A 16264-nucleotide genomic window follows, 5' to 3' on the forward strand; every position below is an offset into this window, starting at 1 on the left:
TCTTTTTCACCGGAGAGTTGCATTTCCCGCACAACGGTGATCGGTGGCGATGCCGTGCCGAACCCGCCCATCTCCCCGGTGAGGTGGGCGAACACCCCTTAGCGGACCCGCGCGTCCGGGTGCTGCGATGATGTGCCAGAGTTGCCACGTCCGCCCTGTCAGCACGTACGGTACGGCGCACGGGCGGGACCAGTGGGACAGCGGGAAGGGGCAGCCGGTTTGAGCACGCACGCACCGCAGGCGGCGCAGGCCGTCACGCTGCCCACAACACTGGACGAGGCCGTGACCGCCCTCGCCGAGCGGCCCGCCGCCGTGCCGGTCGCCGGCGGCACCGACCTCATGGCCGCCGTCAACTCCGGCCAGCTCAGGCCCGCCGCGCTGGTCGGCCTCGGCCGCATCAGCGAGATCCGCGGCTGGCAGTACCAGGACGGCCACGCGCTGCTCGGCGCCGGACTCACCCACGCCCGCATGGGCCGCCCGGACTTCGCCGCGCTCATCCCGGCGCTGGCCGCCGCCGCGCGCGCCGCCGGCCCGCCGCAGATCCGCAACGCGGGCACCCTGGGCGGCAACGTCGCCTCGGCCGCCCCCACCGGCGACGCGCTGCCCGTGCTGGCCGCGCTGGAGGCGACCCTGATCATCGCGGGCCAGGGCGGCGCCCGCCGCGAGATCCCGGTCTCCCACCTGCTGGCCGGGGTGGAGATGCTCCGCGCCGGCGAACTCATCGGCTACGTCCGCGTCCCGCTGCTGCACGCCCCGCAGGTCTTCCTCAAGGCCACCGGGCGCACCGGCCCGGGGCGCGCGGTCGCCTCCGTGGCGCTGGTCCTGGACCCGGCCCGGCGGGGGGTGCGGTGCGCGGTCGGCGCCATAGCGCCGATGCCGCTGCGCCCGCTGGAGGCCGAACACTGGGTGGCCCAGCTCATCGACTGGGACAACAACCGGGCGATCGTCCCGGAGGCGCTGGCCGCCTTCGGCGAGTACGTCGCCGCGGCCTGCATCCCGGACCCCGCCCCCGCCGAGGACGGGTCCGTGCCGCAGCTTCCGCCCGCCGTACTGCATCTGCGGCGCACCGTCGCCGCGCTGGCCCGACGAGCACTGGGGAGGGCGCTGTCGTGACCGACGACCAGCAGCGAGAGGGCACCGAGGGCACCCCCCGGGGCGGCGGCCGCTGGGACCCGCTGCCCCAGGGCGACTACGACGACGGCGCCACCGCCTTCGTCCAGCTCCCCGAGGGCGGCATCGACGCCCTCCTGGACGCCGCCGGCAGCCCCCTCGCCGCCCCCGGCCACGGCTTCGTGCCGCCGCAGATAACGGTCGCCCCCGCCACGGGCACCGACCCCGCGGCCACCGGCACCTGGGCCGTCCCGCACACCCCCGCGCACGGCACGCAGTGGCAGGCGCCGGGGACCGGGCAGACGGCGTACGGCGACGCCCCGCAGGACCCCTACGGGGCGGCCGGACAGCACGGGAGCGGCGCGGAGTACGGCGCGGAGCGCACGGAGTACGCGGGCCACGGGGAGTACCCGGAGTACGCGGAGCCGGAGTACGAGGGGCACGCGGGGCACGCGCACGACCCGTACGCCGGACAGGCCCCGTACGCCGGGCACGGGCAGCAGCCCTACGCCGGGCACCAGCAGCAGCACGCCGGGCCGGACGACCGGTTCGCCTACCACCCGGACGCCACCGGCCACTGGGACTTCGGCGACGCCGCGCCCCCGCAGGAGGCGGCGCCCGGACCCGGCCACGACGTGACCGGACAGTGGTCCATCCCGGTCGCCGGGGGCGAACTGCCGGACGAGTCGGGCGAGTTCACCACGTCGTCCCTGGTCGAGCAGTGGGGCGGCACGCCGCCGGCCACCCTGCCGGGCGGCGCGCCCGCCCCCTGGGCGACGCAGGCGGCGGGACAGCCGTGGGGCGAGCAGGCGGAGCGGCTCGAACACCCGGGCGCCGACGAGAGTCAGGGCATGGAGCCGGCCCAGGGCGGCGGCAGGGAGCCCTTCCCGGACGTACGGCCGTATCTGGACCCGGCGGGCGGGGCGACGGCCGACGGGACGGTGACCGGCGGGGTGACGGCCGACCCGGCCGCCGATGCGGTGCACGCGGCTCAGGCGGCCGTGCACGCGGCGCAGGTGGCGCACGAGGCACAGGTGGCCCATGAGGCCCGAGAGGCTTACGAAGCCCATGAGGCTCAGGTGGTCCAGGCGGCCCACGAGGCTCGGGTGGTCCAAGCGGCCCATGAGGCGCGGATGGTCCATGAGGCTCATGAGGCTCAGGCGGTCCAGGAGGGCTTCGAGAGCGCCGCCGAGGCTCCCGAGGCTCCCGAGGCGCCCGCCCCGTCCGCCGAGGCCATCGAGACCGCAGAGACCGCCGAGACCGCCGAGACCGCAGAGACCGTCGAGACCGGGAGCGTGCCGGAGGCCACCGAGGAACCGGCGGCGACCGCCGAGGCGTCGGAGCCGGAGCCGGAGCCGACCTCCGGACCGGAGCCGGCGCGGGCGCCCGAGGCCGAGGACGTGACCGGCGACGCGGCGGAATCCGGGACCGAGGCCGCGACCGAGGGTGAGGCTGCGGGCGCCCCTGCCCCTGCCCCCGCCCCCGCCCCCGAGCCTGAGCCCGATCGCGCGCCGGACCCGGCGCCGGACACCGAGCCCGGCCCGGACCCCGAGCCCGCCGCCCAAGGCCCCGCTCCCGAGGACGGCGCCCTGGAGGAGCCCGAGGCGGACCAGGCCGCCGACCCCGGGACCCCGGGGACCCCCGAGGAGCCCGCCGCGTCCCCGGCGGCCACGGCCCCGGAGACCCCCGCGGGCGGCCCCGCCGGCCCCCACGAGGAGCACCCCCTCGCCTCGTACGCGCTGCGCGTCAACGGCACCGACCGGCCCGTCAGCGACGCCTGGATCGGTGAGTCGCTGCTCTACGTGCTGCGTGAGCGGCTCGGCCTCGCGGGCGCCAAGGACGGCTGCTCGCAGGGCGAGTGCGGGGCGTGCAACGTGCAGGTCGACGGCCGGCTCGTCGCCTCCTGCCTGGTCCCGGCCGTGACCGCGGCGGGCAGCGAGGTCCGTACCGTCGAGGGCCTGGCCACCGACGGGCAGCCCTCCGACGTCCAGCGGGCGCTGGCCCGGTGCGGCGCGGTGCAGTGCGGTTTCTGCGTGCCCGGCATGGCGATGACCGTGCACGACCTGCTGGAGGGCAACCCGGCGCCGACCGAGCTGGAGACCCGGCAGGCGCTCTGCGGCAACCTGTGCCGCTGCTCCGGCTACCGGGGCGTCCTGCGCGCCGTCGAGGAGGTCGTCGCCGAGCGCGAGGCGCACGCCGACGCCGAGGCGGACGCGGCGCCCGTGGCCACCGGCGCGGAGGGTGACACGCCCCGCATCCCGCACCAGGCGGCCCCGCCCCCGGAGGACACCTCCTCCTACGACCCCTCCCACGATCCCTCCCACGGCCAGGACGGAGGCCACGCGTGAGCAACGAGGCAGCGACCGCCCCGGCCGCGGGCACCGCGCCGGCGCCCCCCGCCCCCGAACCGATCCCGCACGGCCTCGGCGCCTCCCTCCCGCCGGCCGACGCCCGCGCCAAGACCGAGGGCACCTTCCCCTACGCCGCCGACCTGTGGGCCGAGGGCCTGCTCTGGGCGGCCGTCCTGCGCTCCCCGCACCCGCACGCCCGCATCGTCTCCGTGGACACCACGCACGCCCGGGAGATGCCCGGCGTACGGGCGGTCGTCACGCACGAGGACGTGCCCGGCACCGCGCTGCACGGCCGGGGCAGAGCCGACCGGCCGGTCTTCGCCTCCGAGGTCGTGCGCCACCACGGCGAGCCCATCGCCGCCGTCGCCGCCGACCACCCGGACACCGCGCGGATGGCCGCGGCGGCCGTCATCGTCGAGTACGAGGTGCTGGACCCGGTCACCGACCCCGAGCAGGCGTTCGAGGCGGAGCCGCTGCACCCCGACGGCAACCTGATCCGGCACATCCCGCTGCGCCACGGCGACCCGGAGGCGGTCGGCGAGATCGTCGCCGAGGGCCTGTACCGCATCGGCCGCCAGGACCCGGCGCCCATCGGCGCGGAGGCCGGTCTGGCCGTGCCCCGCCCGGACGGCGGCGTCGAGCTGTACCTGGCCTCCACCGACCCGCACACCGACCGCGACACGGCCGCCGCCGCCTTCGGGCTCGCCCCCGAGCAGGTGAAGATCGTGGTCACCGGGGTGCCCGGCGCCACCGCCGACCGCGAGGACCAGGGCTTCCAGCTCCCGCTCGGCCTGCTGGCGCTGAAGACCGGCTGCCCGGTGAAGCTGACCGCCACGCGCGAGGAGTCCTTCCTCGGCCACGCCCACCGCCACCCCACGCTGCTGCGCTACCGCCACCACGCCGACGCCGAGGGCCGCCTGGTGAAGGTCGAGGCGCAGATCCTGCTCGACGCGGGCGCGTACGCCGACACCTCCTCCGAGGCCCTGGCCGCCGCCGTCGCCTTCGCCTGCGGCCCGTACGTCGTGCCGAACGCCTTCATCGAGGGCTGGGCGGTGCGCACCAACAACCCGCCGTCCGGACATGTGCGCGGCGAGGGCGCGATGCAGGTCTGCGCCGCGTACGAGGCGCAGATGGACAAGATCGCGAAGAAGCTGGGCCTGGACCCGGCCGAGGTGCGGATGCGCAACGTCCTGGCCACCGGCGACGTCCTGCCGACCGGCCAGACGGTCACCTGCCCGGCCCCCGTCGCCGAACTGCTGCAGGCCGTGCGCGACTTCCCCCTGCCCGCCCTGCCCAAGGACACCCCCGAGGACGAGTGGCTGCTGCCCGGCGGCCCCGAGGGCGCGGGCGAACCGGGCGCGGTGCGCCGGGGCGTGGGCTACGGCATCGGCATGGTGCACATGCTCGGCGCCGAGGGCGCGGACGAGGTGTCGACGGCGACGGTGAAGGTCCAGGACGGCGTGGCGACGGTGCTGTGCGCCGCCGTGGAGACCGGCCAGGGCTTCACGACCCTCGCCCGGCAGATCGTGCAGGAGACCCTCGGCATCGACGAGGTGCGCGTGGCGCCCGTCGACACCGACCAGCCGCCGGCCGGCGCGGGCTGCCGGGGCCGGCACACCTGGGTGTCGGGCGGCGCGGTGGAGCGGGCCGCGAAGATGGTCCGCACCCAGCTCCTCCAGCCGCTCGCCCACCAGTTCGGCATGTCGACCGAGCTGCTCCAGATCGCCGACGGCAAGATCACCTCGTACGACGGTGTCCTGTCGACCACGGTCACCGAGGCGCTGGACGGCAAGGAACTGTGGGCCACCGCCCAGTGCCGCCCGCACCCCACCGAGCCGCTGGACGAGTCCGGGCAGGGCGACGCCTTCGTCGGCATGGCGTTCTGTGCGATCCGCGCGGTGGTCGACGTCGACATCGAACTCGGCTCGGTACGGGTCGTGGAGCTGGCGGTCGCGCAGGACGTGGGCCGGGTCCTCAACCCCGCCCAGCTCGCCACCCGGATCGAGGCAGGCGTCACCCAGGGCGTGGGCATCGCGCTGACGGAGAACCTCCGCACGCCGCGCGGCCTGATCCGCCACCCCGACCTCACCGGGTACGCCCTCCCCACCTCCCTGGACACCCCCGACATCCGCATCGTCAAGCTCGTCGAGGAACGGGACGTGGTCGCGCCGTTCGGCGCCAAGGCGGTCAGCGCGGTGCCGGTGGTGGCGTCCCCGGCGGCGGTCGCCTCGGCGGTGCGCGCGGCGACGGGCCGCTCGGTCAACCGCCTGCCGATCCGCCCGCAGGCGGCCGTGGTCACCTGAGTTTCTCCGCGCCGGCGGGGCAACGCGCGGGGCGCGCGGTGCGTCCTCAGAGACGTACGAGTGCCGCGCACCCGGGCGTTGTCAGTGGTGGCGCGTAGTGTGCGAAGCGATGGGAACGGCGCCGCCGGGCCCGTCCACGGGCACGCACGACTCTCGGGGGAGACACGACCATGCAGGTGACGACTGTGACGACTGTGACGACGAGCGCACCGACGGAAGCCGCCTGCCGCCCGGCTCCGTCCCTCCTCACCCTGGTCCGCGCCGCGACCTCGGTGGACGACCCGTCCTGGACCCGTGCCGCGGTCCGGCGCGCGCCGGCGGGCCCCGAGACGCCGCTGCTGTGGCGGACGTCGACGCTGATCGGCTGCCTCGCCCTGGCCACGGGCCGCCGCACGGTGCCCGCGCCGGACCTGCCGTACCGCTTCCTGGACCGGGAGTTCGGCCGCGGCCGGGTGACCCGCTTCGAGGACGTGGACATCCCGCCGTGCCTCACCCACGAGCCCACCCGCCGCTTCCTGCGCGAGACGGGCCTGCCGGACCGGGCGTTCCCCTTCCACCGGGACCGCGACGAGGACATCCCCCTGCCCACCCTGGCCGAGTTCCACGAGGCAGGCCCCGCCCTCCCCGCCGAGGCGTCCCGCCACGTCCGCCTCGGCCGGCTGGCCGACGGCGGCACGGTGACGGTGGACGGCACGACGGGCGCGGTCCTCACCTGGCGGGAACCGACCGCCACCTTCCACCCCCTCGCCCCGGACCTCCCGGCGTTCACCCTGGCTCTCTGGGCCCGCCACCGGGCGACCCGCCTGGAGACGACGGCGACGGAGGAGCGCGCGTGACCCTGTCGACGGCAGGCGGCCGGACCGACGCGTCCCCCTCCTGTCCCCTGTCGGGCCAGGCGAGGACGCGTCCCCCTTTCACCACCCGCCGTCATCGTGAAGTGAGCCGACGCGTCAGGCGGTTGGCTTCGGCGACCGGGGGACGGAGATGGTGACGCTGGGTGTGTTCTTCGGGCTGCTCCTGTGCGTGATCGCGGCCATCGTCTGGAAGGTGGGCCGGCGCGGAAGCGGGCCCACGGAGAACATCGAGGGGCTCCGCATCGAGCAGGAGCGGCGCTCGGCGGCCGACAGCGCCCGGCACTCCTTCAACGCGATCGCCCAGCACGACACGCTGCCCACGAGGGGCGACAGCCACCGCGACAAGCGGTGAGGCGAGACCCCCGCCCGCATCCCACCCGGTCCGGGTCCTGGAGGCCGTGGCGGGAATCGAACCCGCGTAACTCGCTTTGCAGGCGAGTCCCTCAACCACTCGGGCACACGGCCGTGTGCGTCGTTCCGATACGACCGTAGGGGCGGGTGCCGGGCGGGCTCAAGGGCGGGGCGGGGGCCGCAACGGGACTGCCATACGCCGTTCATGAACGGGACGTTCCCGCCGCGGGGCGGTCGTACGACCAAGGTCCCGGCCGGGGCCCGTCTCGGGACAGGGGCCAACCCCGGGTTGGCGCCTTACCCTGACGGTCATGACCGTCTCCGAACCGCGCGACACCGGTGTCGCCGCCGTCCCGCCCGCCGCACCGCCGGGCAAGCCCGAGACCGTGCTCAGCCGGGCCCACCGGGCCCTGAGCATCGGCATCGTCTCCGTCATCGTGCTGATCGCCTTCGAGGCGACCGCGGTGGGGACGGCCATGCCCGTGGCGGCGCGGGAGCTGGACGGGGTGTCGCTGTACGCCTTCGCGTTCTCGGGGTACTTCACGACCAGCCTGTTCGGGATGGTGCTCTCCGGTCAGTGGTCCGACCGGCGCGGCCCGCTGGCGCCGCTGACCTGGGGGATCGGCAGCTTCGCGGCGGGTCTGCTGGTGTCGGGGACGGCCGGGACGATGTGGCTGTTCATCCTGGGGCGGGCCGTCCAGGGGTTCGGCGGCGGACTGGTGATCGTCGCCCTGTACGTCGTCGTCGGCCGCGCCTACCCGGAGCGGCTCCGCCCGGCGATCATGGCGGGGTTCGCCGCCGGGTGGATCGTGCCGTCCATCGTCGGCCCGCTGGCCTCGGGCGCGGTGACCGAGCACCTCGGGTGGCGCTGGGTCTTCGTCGGCATCCCGGTCCTGGTGGTGCTGCCGCTGGCGCTCGCCCTGCCGCAGATCCGCGACCGCGCGTCCGGCCCGGTGCGCGGCCCCGGCGCCCCCGGGGAGCCGGCCTCCTTCGACCGCCGCCGCATCCGCCTCGCCCTCGCCATCTCGCTCGGCGCCGGACTCCTCCAGTACGCCGCCCAGGACCTGCGCTGGACATCGCTCCTCCCCGGCGCCGCGGGCGCCGCCCTGCTCGTCCCGGCCGTCCTCGGACTGCTCCCGCGCGGCACCTGCCGGGCGGCCCGCGGCCTGCCCTCCGTCGTCCTGCTGCGCGGCGTCGCCGCGGGCTCCTTCATCGCCGCGGAGTCCTTCGTCCCGCTGATGCTGGTCACCCAGCGCGGGCTCAGCCCGACGCTCGCCGGGTTCTCGCTGGCGGCGGGCGGGCTGACCTGGGCCGGCGGCTCCTGGGTGCAGTCCCGGGCGCGGCTGGAACCGTACCGGGAGCGTCTGATGACCCTCGGCATGGTCCTGGTCGCCGCGGCCGTCGCCACCGCGCCCAGCGTCCTCATCGACGCCGTACCCGCCTGGACGGTCGCCGTCGCCTGGGCCTTCGGCTGCTTCGGCATGGGCCTGGTGATCTCCTCCACCAGCGTCCTCCTGCTCAAGCTCTCCGCCCCCGAGGAGGCCGGCACCAACTCCGCCGCCCTCCAGATCTCCGACGGCCTCTGCAACGTCCTGCTGCTGGCGGCCGGCGGGGCGGCCTTCGCCGCGCTCGGCGGCGGCACGGTCACGCACACGGCGACCGGGACGACCGGTTCGCACCCGGCGGCCTTCGCGGCGGTCTTCCTGCCGATGGCCGCGGTGGCCCTGCTCGGCGCCTGGGTGGCGACCCGCCTGCGGGACCCCCGCTGACCAGCGGCGCCACCGCCCGGCACCCGGGACCGGGACCGCGCCGGAACGGCCCGCACGGCCACTGTGACGTCGGTCCCACCGGAGCCGGCCCCGGCCTGGTCCCGGCGTCGCGGGGTCCCGGGCGCCGGTAGGGTGGCCCGGTTGTCATACGTGGCCGAGCCGACCGACCCCCTTCGGAGACCGTGACTACCACCGCCAGTTCCAGCTCGTCGCACCACCTGTCGCCGGCCTTCCCCGGCCGTGCCCCCTGGGGCACCGCCGGCAAGCTGCGCGCCTGGCAGCAGGGGGCGATGGAGAAGTACATCCAGGAACAGCCCCGCGATTTCCTGGCGGTCGCCACCCCCGGCGCCGGCAAGACGACCTTCGCGCTCACCCTGGCGTCCTGGCTGCTGCACCACCACGTCGTGCAGCAGGTCACCGTCGTCGCGCCGACCGAGCACCTGAAGAAGCAGTGGGCGGAGGCGGCGGCCCGGATAGGGATCAAGCTCGACCCCGAGTACAGCGCGGGCCCGCTCGGCAAGGACTACCAGGGCGTCGCCGTGACCTACGCGGGCGTCGGCGTCCGGCCCATGCTGCACCGCAACCGCGTCGAGCAGCGCAAGACCCTCGTCATCCTCGACGAGATCCACCACGCCGGCGACTCCAAGTCGTGGGGCGAGGCGTGCCTGGAGGCGTTCGAACCGGCGACCCGGCGGCTGGCGCTGACCGGTACGCCGTTCCGGTCGGACACCAACCCCATCCCCTTCGTCACGTACGAGGAGGGGAACGACGGCATCCGGCGGTCCGCCGCCGACTACACCTACGGGTACGGCTCCGCGCTCGCCGACGGCGTCGTGCGTCCCGTCATCTTCCTCAACTACAGCGGCACCATGCGCTGGCGCACCAAGGCCGGCGACGAGATCGCGGCCCGGCTCGGCGAGCCGATGACCAAGGACGCGATCAGCCAGGCCTGGCGCACCGCCCTCGACCCGCGCGGCGAGTGGATGCCGTCCGTGCTGCGCGCCGCCGACCAGCGGCTGACCGAAGTACGCAAGGCCATCCCGGACGCGGGCGCCCTCGTCATCGCCGCCGACCAGGACTCCGCCCGCGCCTACGCCAAGCTGATCCGGGAGATCACCGGCTGCAAGGCCACCCTCGTGCTCTCCGACGACGCCGGCGCGTCCAAGAACATCGACACCTTCAGCAACAGCGACGACCGGTGGATGGTCGCCGTCCGCATGGTGTCCGAGGGCGTCGACGTGCCGCGCCTCGCGGTCGGGGTGTACGCCACCACCATCTCCACTCCACTGTTCTTCGCGCAGGCCGTCGGGCGTTTCGTGCGGTCCAGGCGGCGCGGCGAGACCGCGTCCGTGTTCCTGCCGACCGTGCCGGACCTGCTCTCCTTCGCGGGCGAGATGGAGCGCGAACGCGACCACGTCCTCGACAGGCCCAAGAAGGCGGGCGAGGAGGACCCCTACGCCGAGTCCGAGAAGGAGATGGACGAGGCGAACAAGGAGCAGGACGAGGACACCGGCGAGCAGGAGCAGTTCTCCTTCGAGGCGCTGGAGTCCGACGCCGTCTTCGACCGGGTGATGTACAACGGCGCCGAGTTCGGCATGCAGGCCCACCCCGGCAGCGAGGAGGAGCAGGACTACCTCGGCATCCCCGGACTCCTCGAACCCGACCAGGTGCAGCTCCTCCTCCAGAAGCGGCAGGCCCGGCAGATCGCGCACAGCCGCAAGAAGCCCGACGAGGAGGCGGACCTCCTCGAACTGCCCGCCGAGCGGCGCCCGGTGGTCTCCCACAAGGAGATGATGGAGCTGCGCAAGAAGCTCAACACCATGGTCGGCGCGTACGTCCACCAGAGCGGCAAACCGCACGGCGTCATCCACACCGAACTGCGCCGGGTCTGCGGCGGCCCGCCGAGCGCCGAGGCCAGCGCGGGACAGCTCCGCCAGCGCATCGCCAAGGTCCAGGAGTGGGCGACCCGGATGAAGTGACCCGCGGCGGCCCGCGGATCGGCCCGAGGACCCGCGCGGCCGTGTCCGGCCGTGTGCGGTACGTATACGGACAAACACAGGTAGTCCATACCGGCCGGTGACCGGATTCTGGACGGAACCTTCCGCTGAGCGGACCGGCTCGCTACTGTCACGCTATGCACACGCCCCGTGGCAGCGCCGCCGCGGAGCGCAGCCGTGAAGCGACTCGGGCCCGGACACGCCGGGCCGCCGGCCGATCGGCGGCCTCTGACGCGCGTCGCCGACGGGACTCGGCGGCGCTGACGCCGCGGAGGAGGCCGCGGACCTCACCACAAAAGGAGTGGGCGTCGTGACCGCGGAGACCTCTCAGACGCTCGACAGGGGACTGCGTGTCCTCAAGCTGCTCGCCGAAACGGACCACGGGCTGACCGTCACCGAGCTGTCCCTCCGGCTGGGCGTGAACCGTACCGTCGTGTACCGGTTGCTGGCCACACTGGAACAGCACGCCCTCGTCCGCCGCGACCTGGGCGGCCGGGCCCGGGTCGGGCTCGGCGTGCTGGGCCTCGGCCGCCAGGTGCACCCCCTGGTGCGGGAGGCCGCGATGCCGGCGCTGCGCTCGCTGGCCGAGGACATCGGGGCCACCGCCCACCTGACGCTGGTGGACGGCGCGGAGGCGCTGGCCGTGGCCGTCGTGGAGCCGACCTGGACCGACTACCACGTCGCCTACCGGGCCGGCTTCCGGCACCCGCTGGACCGGGGCGCCGCCGGCAAGGCGATCCTCGCCGCCCGGCAGCAGCCGGCCACCGAGCCCGGCTACACCCTGACCGAGGGCGAGCTGGAGACCGGGGCGTGCGGGGCGGCGGCGCCGCTGGTCGGGGTCTCGGGCGTCGAGGGCAGCGTCGGCGTGGTGATGCTCTCCGACGTGATACCGGAGCGGGTCGGCCCGCGGGTCATGGACGCGGCCCGGGAGGTCGCGGAGGCCCTGCGCTGAGCCCGCGGTGGCCCCGCTTCGGCACCCGTGCCGGGTGCCGCGGCCCGCCGCGTTAGATTGACCCCGTGCTCTCCGTGCTCTCCCGCCTCACCCGCCCCCGGGCCCTGGCCGTCTGCGCCGTGCCCGTCGTGGCGCTGTTCGCCGCCGCCGTCCTCGCGCCGCTGCCGTTCTCCGTGGCGCAGCCCGGCATGACGGCGGACGTGCTCGGCGAGAACCGCGGCACCCCGGTGATCACCGTCTCCGGCGCCCCCGTGCACCGGACGACCGGGCAGCTCCGGATGACGACCATCGAGGCGACCGGCCCGGACACCGGCGTCTCGCTCGGTGACGTGATCGACAACTGGTTCGCCACCGACCGGGCGGTCATGCCCCGCGACGCCGTCTACCCCAGCGGGGACGACGAGCGGGAGATCGAGCAGTACAACGCGGAGCAGATGAAGGAGTCCCAGAACTCCGCCACCGCCGCGGCCCTGGACTACCTGGACCTCGACCCCGACGACGTCGACGTGAAGCTGGAGCTGGCCGATGTCGGCGGGCCCAGCGCCGGCCTGCTGTTCTCCCTCGGCATCGTCGACAAGCTGGACGGCGGCGACCTCACCGGCGGCCGGACCGTCGCCGGCACCGGCACCATCACCGCCGGCGGCGAGGTCGGCGCCGTCGGCGGCGTACCGCTGAAGACGAAGGCCGCCCGGCGGGACGGCGCGACCGTCTTCCTGGTGCCCGAGGACGAGTGCGCGGACGCGCGGGCCGAACTGCCGAAGGGGCTGCGGCTGATCCCGGTGACGACGCTCAAGGGCGCGGTCGCCGCCCTGCGCGACCTGACCGCCGGCAAGGGCGGCGTGCCCTCCTGCTGAGCGGCCTCACCCTTCCGTCACGAAGCCCTTCGCCACCATCCAGTCCAGCGCCACCTGGTGCGGGTCCTCCCCGTCGACGTCGACCCTGGCGTTCAGTTCCCGCGCCACGTCGTCGGTCAGCGCCCGGGTCACCGGGTCCAGTACGCCGGCGATGGCCGGCCACTTCCGCATCGTCTCGGTGCGGACCATGGGCGCCGCGTTGTAGTTGGGGAAGAACCGCTTGTCGTCCTCCATCACCACCAGGTTCATCGACGTGATCCGCCCGTCGGTGGTGAACACCTCGCCGTAGGTGCAGGCGCCCACGGCGGTCTGGGTGTAGATGATCCCGGTGTCCATCTGCGTGATGTTCCGGGCCGGCAGGCTCATCCCGTACGTCTTCTCCAGCCCCGGCAGCCCGTCCGCCCGGTTGGCGAACTCGCCCTCCACGCACAGCGTCACCGCACCGGGGTCCCGCTTCGCGAGCGCGGCGACCTGGGACATCGTCCGCGTCCGGTACTTCTTGAAGTGCGCCTGGTTCATCGCCAGCGCGTACGTGTTGTTCATCGGGGCGGGCGGCAGCCAGGTCAGGCCCTTCTTCGCGTCGGCCGCCTTCACCGCCTCCCACTGCCGCTCCGGGTCCGGGACCGGCCTGCTGTTGCCGAGGTACGTGATCCAGGCGGTGCCGGTGTACTCGTAGGTGGCGTCGGCGTCGCCGTTCTCCACGGCCGCGCGGGTGCCGACCGAGCCCTGGATGCCGGTGCGGTCCAGCACCTCGGCGCCGGCCGCCTCGAAGGCGATGCCCATGATCGCGCCGAGGATCAGCTGCTCGGTGAACTCCTTCGACACGACGGTGAGGTCGGCGCCCTCCAGGGGCCGGCCCCGGCCGATGGTGCCCGGCCCGACGTCGTCCACCATGGGGGAGCCGCTGGTCAGCCCGCAGCCGGTGAGCAGCACGCCGGCGAGCGCCAGGCACAGGGGCCGTCTCATCCGCCCGCCTCCAGTCCCCGCGGCCGCAGCAGCAGCTCCGCCAGCGAGGCCAGCCAGTCCACCAGCAGGGCGAGGGCGACGGTGAGCACCGAGCCCAGCACCAGTACCGGCATCCGCTGGCTGGTGATGCCCGTGGTGATCAGCACGCCCAGGCCGCCGCCCCCGCCGAAGGTCGCCAGGGTGGCCGTACCGACGTTGAGGACGAGGGCGGTGCGCACCCCGGCCAGGATCAGCGGGACGGCGAGGGGGAGTTCGACGCGGGTGAGCACGCCGAACGGGGACATGCCGATGCCGCGCGCCGCCTCCAGCAGGGTGGGGTCGTTGGCCTTCAGGCCGGCGATGGTGTTCGACAGCACCGGCAGGATCGCGTAGACGATGATGCCGATCAGCGCGGACCGGCGGCCGATGCCGAGCCAGATCACCAGCAGCGCCAGCAGTCCGATCGCCGGGGTGGCCTGGCCCATGTTGGCGAAGGCGAGGGCGAGGGGGGTGGCCCGGCGGAATATCCGGCGGGTGAGCAGCACCCCCAGCGGGATGGCGATGACCAGCACGAAGAAGGTGGAGATCACCGTGAGCTGCACGTGCTGCCACAGCGCCTTGGTGACCTGCCCGCCGGCCAGCGCGTTCTCGCTCAGCGCGTCCAGCTCGGCCTGCTGGAACCACAGCCAGGTCGCCAGCAGCACACCGGCCAGCACCACGGGCAGGAAGGTCAGCTTCCGCCAGCCGATCCGGCGCCGGGTGGCGGCCGGGGACGGCGGGGGAGCGACGGTGGCGGTCTCCGTCGCGTCGTCGTCCGTGACCGGGTCCGGGTCCGGGGGAGCGCCGCCCGGCTGCGGGAAGCGGGAGGAAGGGGACATCACGCCGGCGCCTCCCCGGTGGGCCGCCCGAAGCCCTCCTGCTCGGAGTGGGTGCGCTCGGCCCGCTGCTCCTCCAGGTCGTGCTGGTGTTCCAGCGCGTCCAGCCGGTCCGCCTCCAGCAGCTCGTGAACGGAGTTCATCAGCGTCTCCATGTCGACGACGCCCTCGTACTGGCCGCGCCGCCCGGTGACCGCGACCCGGCCCGCGTTGTCGGTGAGCACCGCCTCCAGCGCGTCCCGCAGCGTGGCGTCCCGGGTCACCGTGTCGTGCACCAGCGCCCCGGCGCGGGCGAGCGAGCCCTTGGCCCGCATCAGGTCGCCGCGGCGCAGCCACTTGTAGGGGCGGCGCCGCTTGTCCAGCAGCAGGATCTCGTTGCTGCCGCTGTCCCGCAGCCGGTCGAAGATGTGCTGGAGCGGGTCGTCGATGGTGACCGTCGGGTAGTCGGTGATGCCGACGTCCCGGACCCGGGTGAGGTTGAGCCGCTTCAGCGCCGCCCCGGCGCCGACGAAACCCGAGACGAAGTCGTCGGCCGGGTTGGTGAGGATCGCCTCCGGGGTGTCGAACTGGGCGATGTGCGACTGCTCCCGCAGCACCGCGATCCGGTCGCCCACCTTGATCGCCTCGTCGAAGTCGTGGGTGACGAAGACGATCGTCTTGTGCAGCTCGTGCTGGAGCCGGATCAGCTCGTCCTGGAGGTGGTCCCGGGTGATCGGGTCGACCGCGCCGAACGGCTCGTCCATCAGCAGCACCGGCGGATCGGCGGCCAGCGCCCGCGCCACGCCGACCCGCTGCTGCTGGCCGCCGGAGAGCTGGCGTGGATAGCGGCCGTGGAACTCGCCCGGGTCCAGGCCCACCAGGTCGAGCATCTCCTCCACCCGGCCCCTGATCCGCGCCTTGGACCAGCCGATCATCCTGGGCACCAGGGCGATGTTCTGCGCGACCGTCATGTGCGGGAACAGGCCGGAGGACTGGATGGCGTACCCGACCTTGCGGCGCAGCTTGACCGGGTCGATGTCGGTGACGTCCTCACCGCCGATCCGGATGCGCCCGCCGGTCGGCTCGATCAGCCGGTTGATCATCTTGAGCGTGGTGGACTTCCCGCACCCCGAGGGGCCGACGAAGACGACCGTCTCGCCCGCCCCGATCTCCATGGACACGTTGTCCACGGCCGGCTGCGGACTGCCCGGATAGCGCTTGCTGAGGCTCTCCAGCTCGATGGTGGCACCCGTGGCGGCGGCCGGGGCTGTCTCAGGCACGGATCCCCCTGGAAATGGTCAGCCGTCCGAGCAGGACGTACGCGGCGTCGAACAGCAGCGCGAGAACGATGATGCCGAGCGTGCCCGCGAGGACCTGGTTCAGCGCGTTCTTGCTGCCCAGCGAGGCGATCCCGCGGAAGATCTCGTTGCCGAGCCCCGGCCCGGAGGCGTAGGCGGCGATGGCGGCGATGCCCATCAGCATCTGGGTGGAGACCCGGATGCCGGTCAGGATCGGCGGCCAGGCCAGCGGCAGCTCCACCCGCAGCAGCCGCGTCACGCGGGACATGCCGATCCCCTTGGCCGCGTCCACCAGCGCCGGGTCGACGCCGCGCAGCCCGACGATCGCGTTGCGCACGATCGGCAGCAGCCCGTACAGGGTCAGCGCGGTCACCGTCGGCGGCACCCCGAGTCCGACGACCGGGATGAGCAGACCGATCATCGCCAGGGACGGAATGGTCAGGATGGTCGAGGTCGTCAAGGTGGCCAGGTTCCCGGCCCACTCGCTGCGGTAGGTGACCACACCGATCAGCACGCCCAGGACGGTCGCCACGACCATGCACTGGAACACGGCGCTGGCGTGCTGCCCGGCGTCCGCGAGCAACTGCTGGTGGCGGCTGGTCAGGAACTCCCAGAAGTTCACGTCC

General features: G+C 74.3%; 13 protein-coding genes and 1 tRNA gene. 9 read left to right on the forward strand and 5 right to left on the reverse strand.

What is annotated here, in order from left to right; all coding sequences use genetic code 11:
* The first annotated feature begins 219 nt into the window (after positions 1 to 219).
* From Sdagh_RS27990 to Sdagh_RS28010, 5 genes are all read left to right on the forward strand, one after another.
* The gene (locus Sdagh_RS27990; RefSeq protein ID WP_189419979.1) at positions 220 to 1113 is read left to right on the forward strand and encodes an FAD binding domain-containing protein; all 894 of its coding nucleotides are present in this window, start codon (positions 220 to 222) and stop codon (positions 1111 to 1113) included.
* Positions 1110 to 3458, forward strand: coding sequence for a 2Fe-2S iron-sulfur cluster-binding protein (locus Sdagh_RS36545; RefSeq protein WP_190077276.1), 2349 nt, complete (start codon positions 1110 to 1112; stop codon positions 3456 to 3458). The genes Sdagh_RS27990 and Sdagh_RS36545 overlap by 4 nt, the downstream gene beginning before the upstream one ends.
* The gene (locus Sdagh_RS28000) at positions 3455 to 5764 is read left to right on the forward strand and encodes a xanthine dehydrogenase family protein molybdopterin-binding subunit (RefSeq protein ID WP_189419983.1); all 2310 of its coding nucleotides are present in this window, start codon (positions 3455 to 3457) and stop codon (positions 5762 to 5764) included. The genes Sdagh_RS36545 and Sdagh_RS28000 overlap by 4 nt, the downstream gene beginning before the upstream one ends.
* A 170-nt stretch (positions 5765 to 5934) precedes the next feature.
* Positions 5935 to 6600, forward strand: a complete 666-nt coding sequence (locus Sdagh_RS28005; protein WP_190077277.1) for an SUKH-4 family immunity protein — start codon at positions 5935 to 5937, stop codon at positions 6598 to 6600.
* A 148-nt stretch (positions 6601 to 6748) separates the two neighbouring features.
* Positions 6749 to 6970 (forward strand): hypothetical protein, encoded by a 222-nt coding sequence (locus Sdagh_RS28010; RefSeq protein WP_190077278.1) that lies wholly within the window; start codon positions 6749 to 6751, stop codon positions 6968 to 6970.
* A 38-nt stretch (positions 6971 to 7008) separates the two neighbouring features.
* On the opposite strand, the gene Sdagh_RS28015 is transcribed toward Sdagh_RS28010, so the two are convergent.
* Positions 7009 to 7083, reverse strand: a tRNA-Cys gene (locus Sdagh_RS28015).
* Positions 7084 to 7280: 197 nt separating this feature from the next.
* Here Sdagh_RS28015 and Sdagh_RS28020 point away from each other — a divergent pair.
* The 4 genes from Sdagh_RS28020 to Sdagh_RS28035 all read left to right on the forward strand — a co-directional run bounded on the left by Sdagh_RS28020 (position 7281) and on the right by Sdagh_RS28035 (position 12541).
* On the forward strand, positions 7281 to 8738 hold the full coding sequence (locus Sdagh_RS28020) for an MFS transporter (protein WP_189419989.1): 1458 nt from the start codon (positions 7281 to 7283) through the stop codon (positions 8736 to 8738).
* A 182-nt stretch (positions 8739 to 8920) separates the two neighbouring features.
* Positions 8921 to 10717 carry a DEAD/DEAH box helicase gene (locus Sdagh_RS28025; RefSeq protein ID WP_189419991.1) on the forward strand — a complete coding sequence of 599 codons (1797 nt, stop codon included), beginning with the start codon at positions 8921 to 8923 and terminating at the stop codon, positions 10715 to 10717.
* A 328-nt stretch (positions 10718 to 11045) separates the two neighbouring features.
* Positions 11046 to 11687 carry an IclR family transcriptional regulator gene (locus tag Sdagh_RS28030; protein ID WP_189419993.1) on the forward strand — a complete coding sequence of 214 codons (642 nt, stop codon included), beginning with the start codon at positions 11046 to 11048 and terminating at the stop codon, positions 11685 to 11687.
* A 74-nt stretch (positions 11688 to 11761) separates the two neighbouring features.
* On the forward strand, positions 11762 to 12541 hold the full coding sequence (locus Sdagh_RS28035) for a S16 family serine protease (protein ID WP_189420389.1): 780 nt from the start codon (positions 11762 to 11764) through the stop codon (positions 12539 to 12541).
* Between the two features lie 6 nt (positions 12542 to 12547).
* Here Sdagh_RS28035 and Sdagh_RS28040 read toward each other — a convergent pair whose 3' ends face one another.
* Genes Sdagh_RS28040 through Sdagh_RS28055 form a run of 4 tightly spaced genes read right to left on the reverse strand, consistent with a single transcriptional unit; the run spans position 12548 to position 16260 of the window.
* Positions 12548 to 13507, reverse strand: a complete 960-nt coding sequence (locus tag Sdagh_RS28040; RefSeq protein ID WP_190007451.1) for a glycine betaine ABC transporter substrate-binding protein — start codon at positions 13505 to 13507, stop codon at positions 12548 to 12550.
* The gene (locus tag Sdagh_RS28045) at positions 13504 to 14364 is read right to left on the reverse strand and encodes an ABC transporter permease (RefSeq protein ID WP_190077279.1); all 861 of its coding nucleotides are present in this window, start codon (positions 14362 to 14364) and stop codon (positions 13504 to 13506) included. The genes Sdagh_RS28040 and Sdagh_RS28045 overlap by 4 nt, the downstream gene beginning before the upstream one ends.
* A complete protein-coding gene (locus tag Sdagh_RS28050) occupies positions 14364 to 15620 on the reverse strand; it encodes a betaine/proline/choline family ABC transporter ATP-binding protein (protein WP_189419999.1) in 1257 nt (418 codons plus the stop codon). Before Sdagh_RS28050 ends, Sdagh_RS28045 begins: the two co-directional genes overlap by 1 nt.
* On the reverse strand, positions 15613 to 16260 hold the full coding sequence (locus tag Sdagh_RS28055) for an ABC transporter permease (protein WP_189420002.1): 648 nt from the start codon (positions 16258 to 16260) through the stop codon (positions 15613 to 15615). Before Sdagh_RS28055 ends, Sdagh_RS28050 begins: the two co-directional genes overlap by 8 nt.
* Positions 16261 to 16264: the final 4 nt, after the last annotated feature.

Origin of the sequence: Streptomyces daghestanicus (assembly GCF_020521275.1) — a bacterium.
GTDB lineage: Bacteria > Actinomycetota > Actinomycetes > Streptomycetales > Streptomycetaceae > Streptomyces > Streptomyces griseoviridis.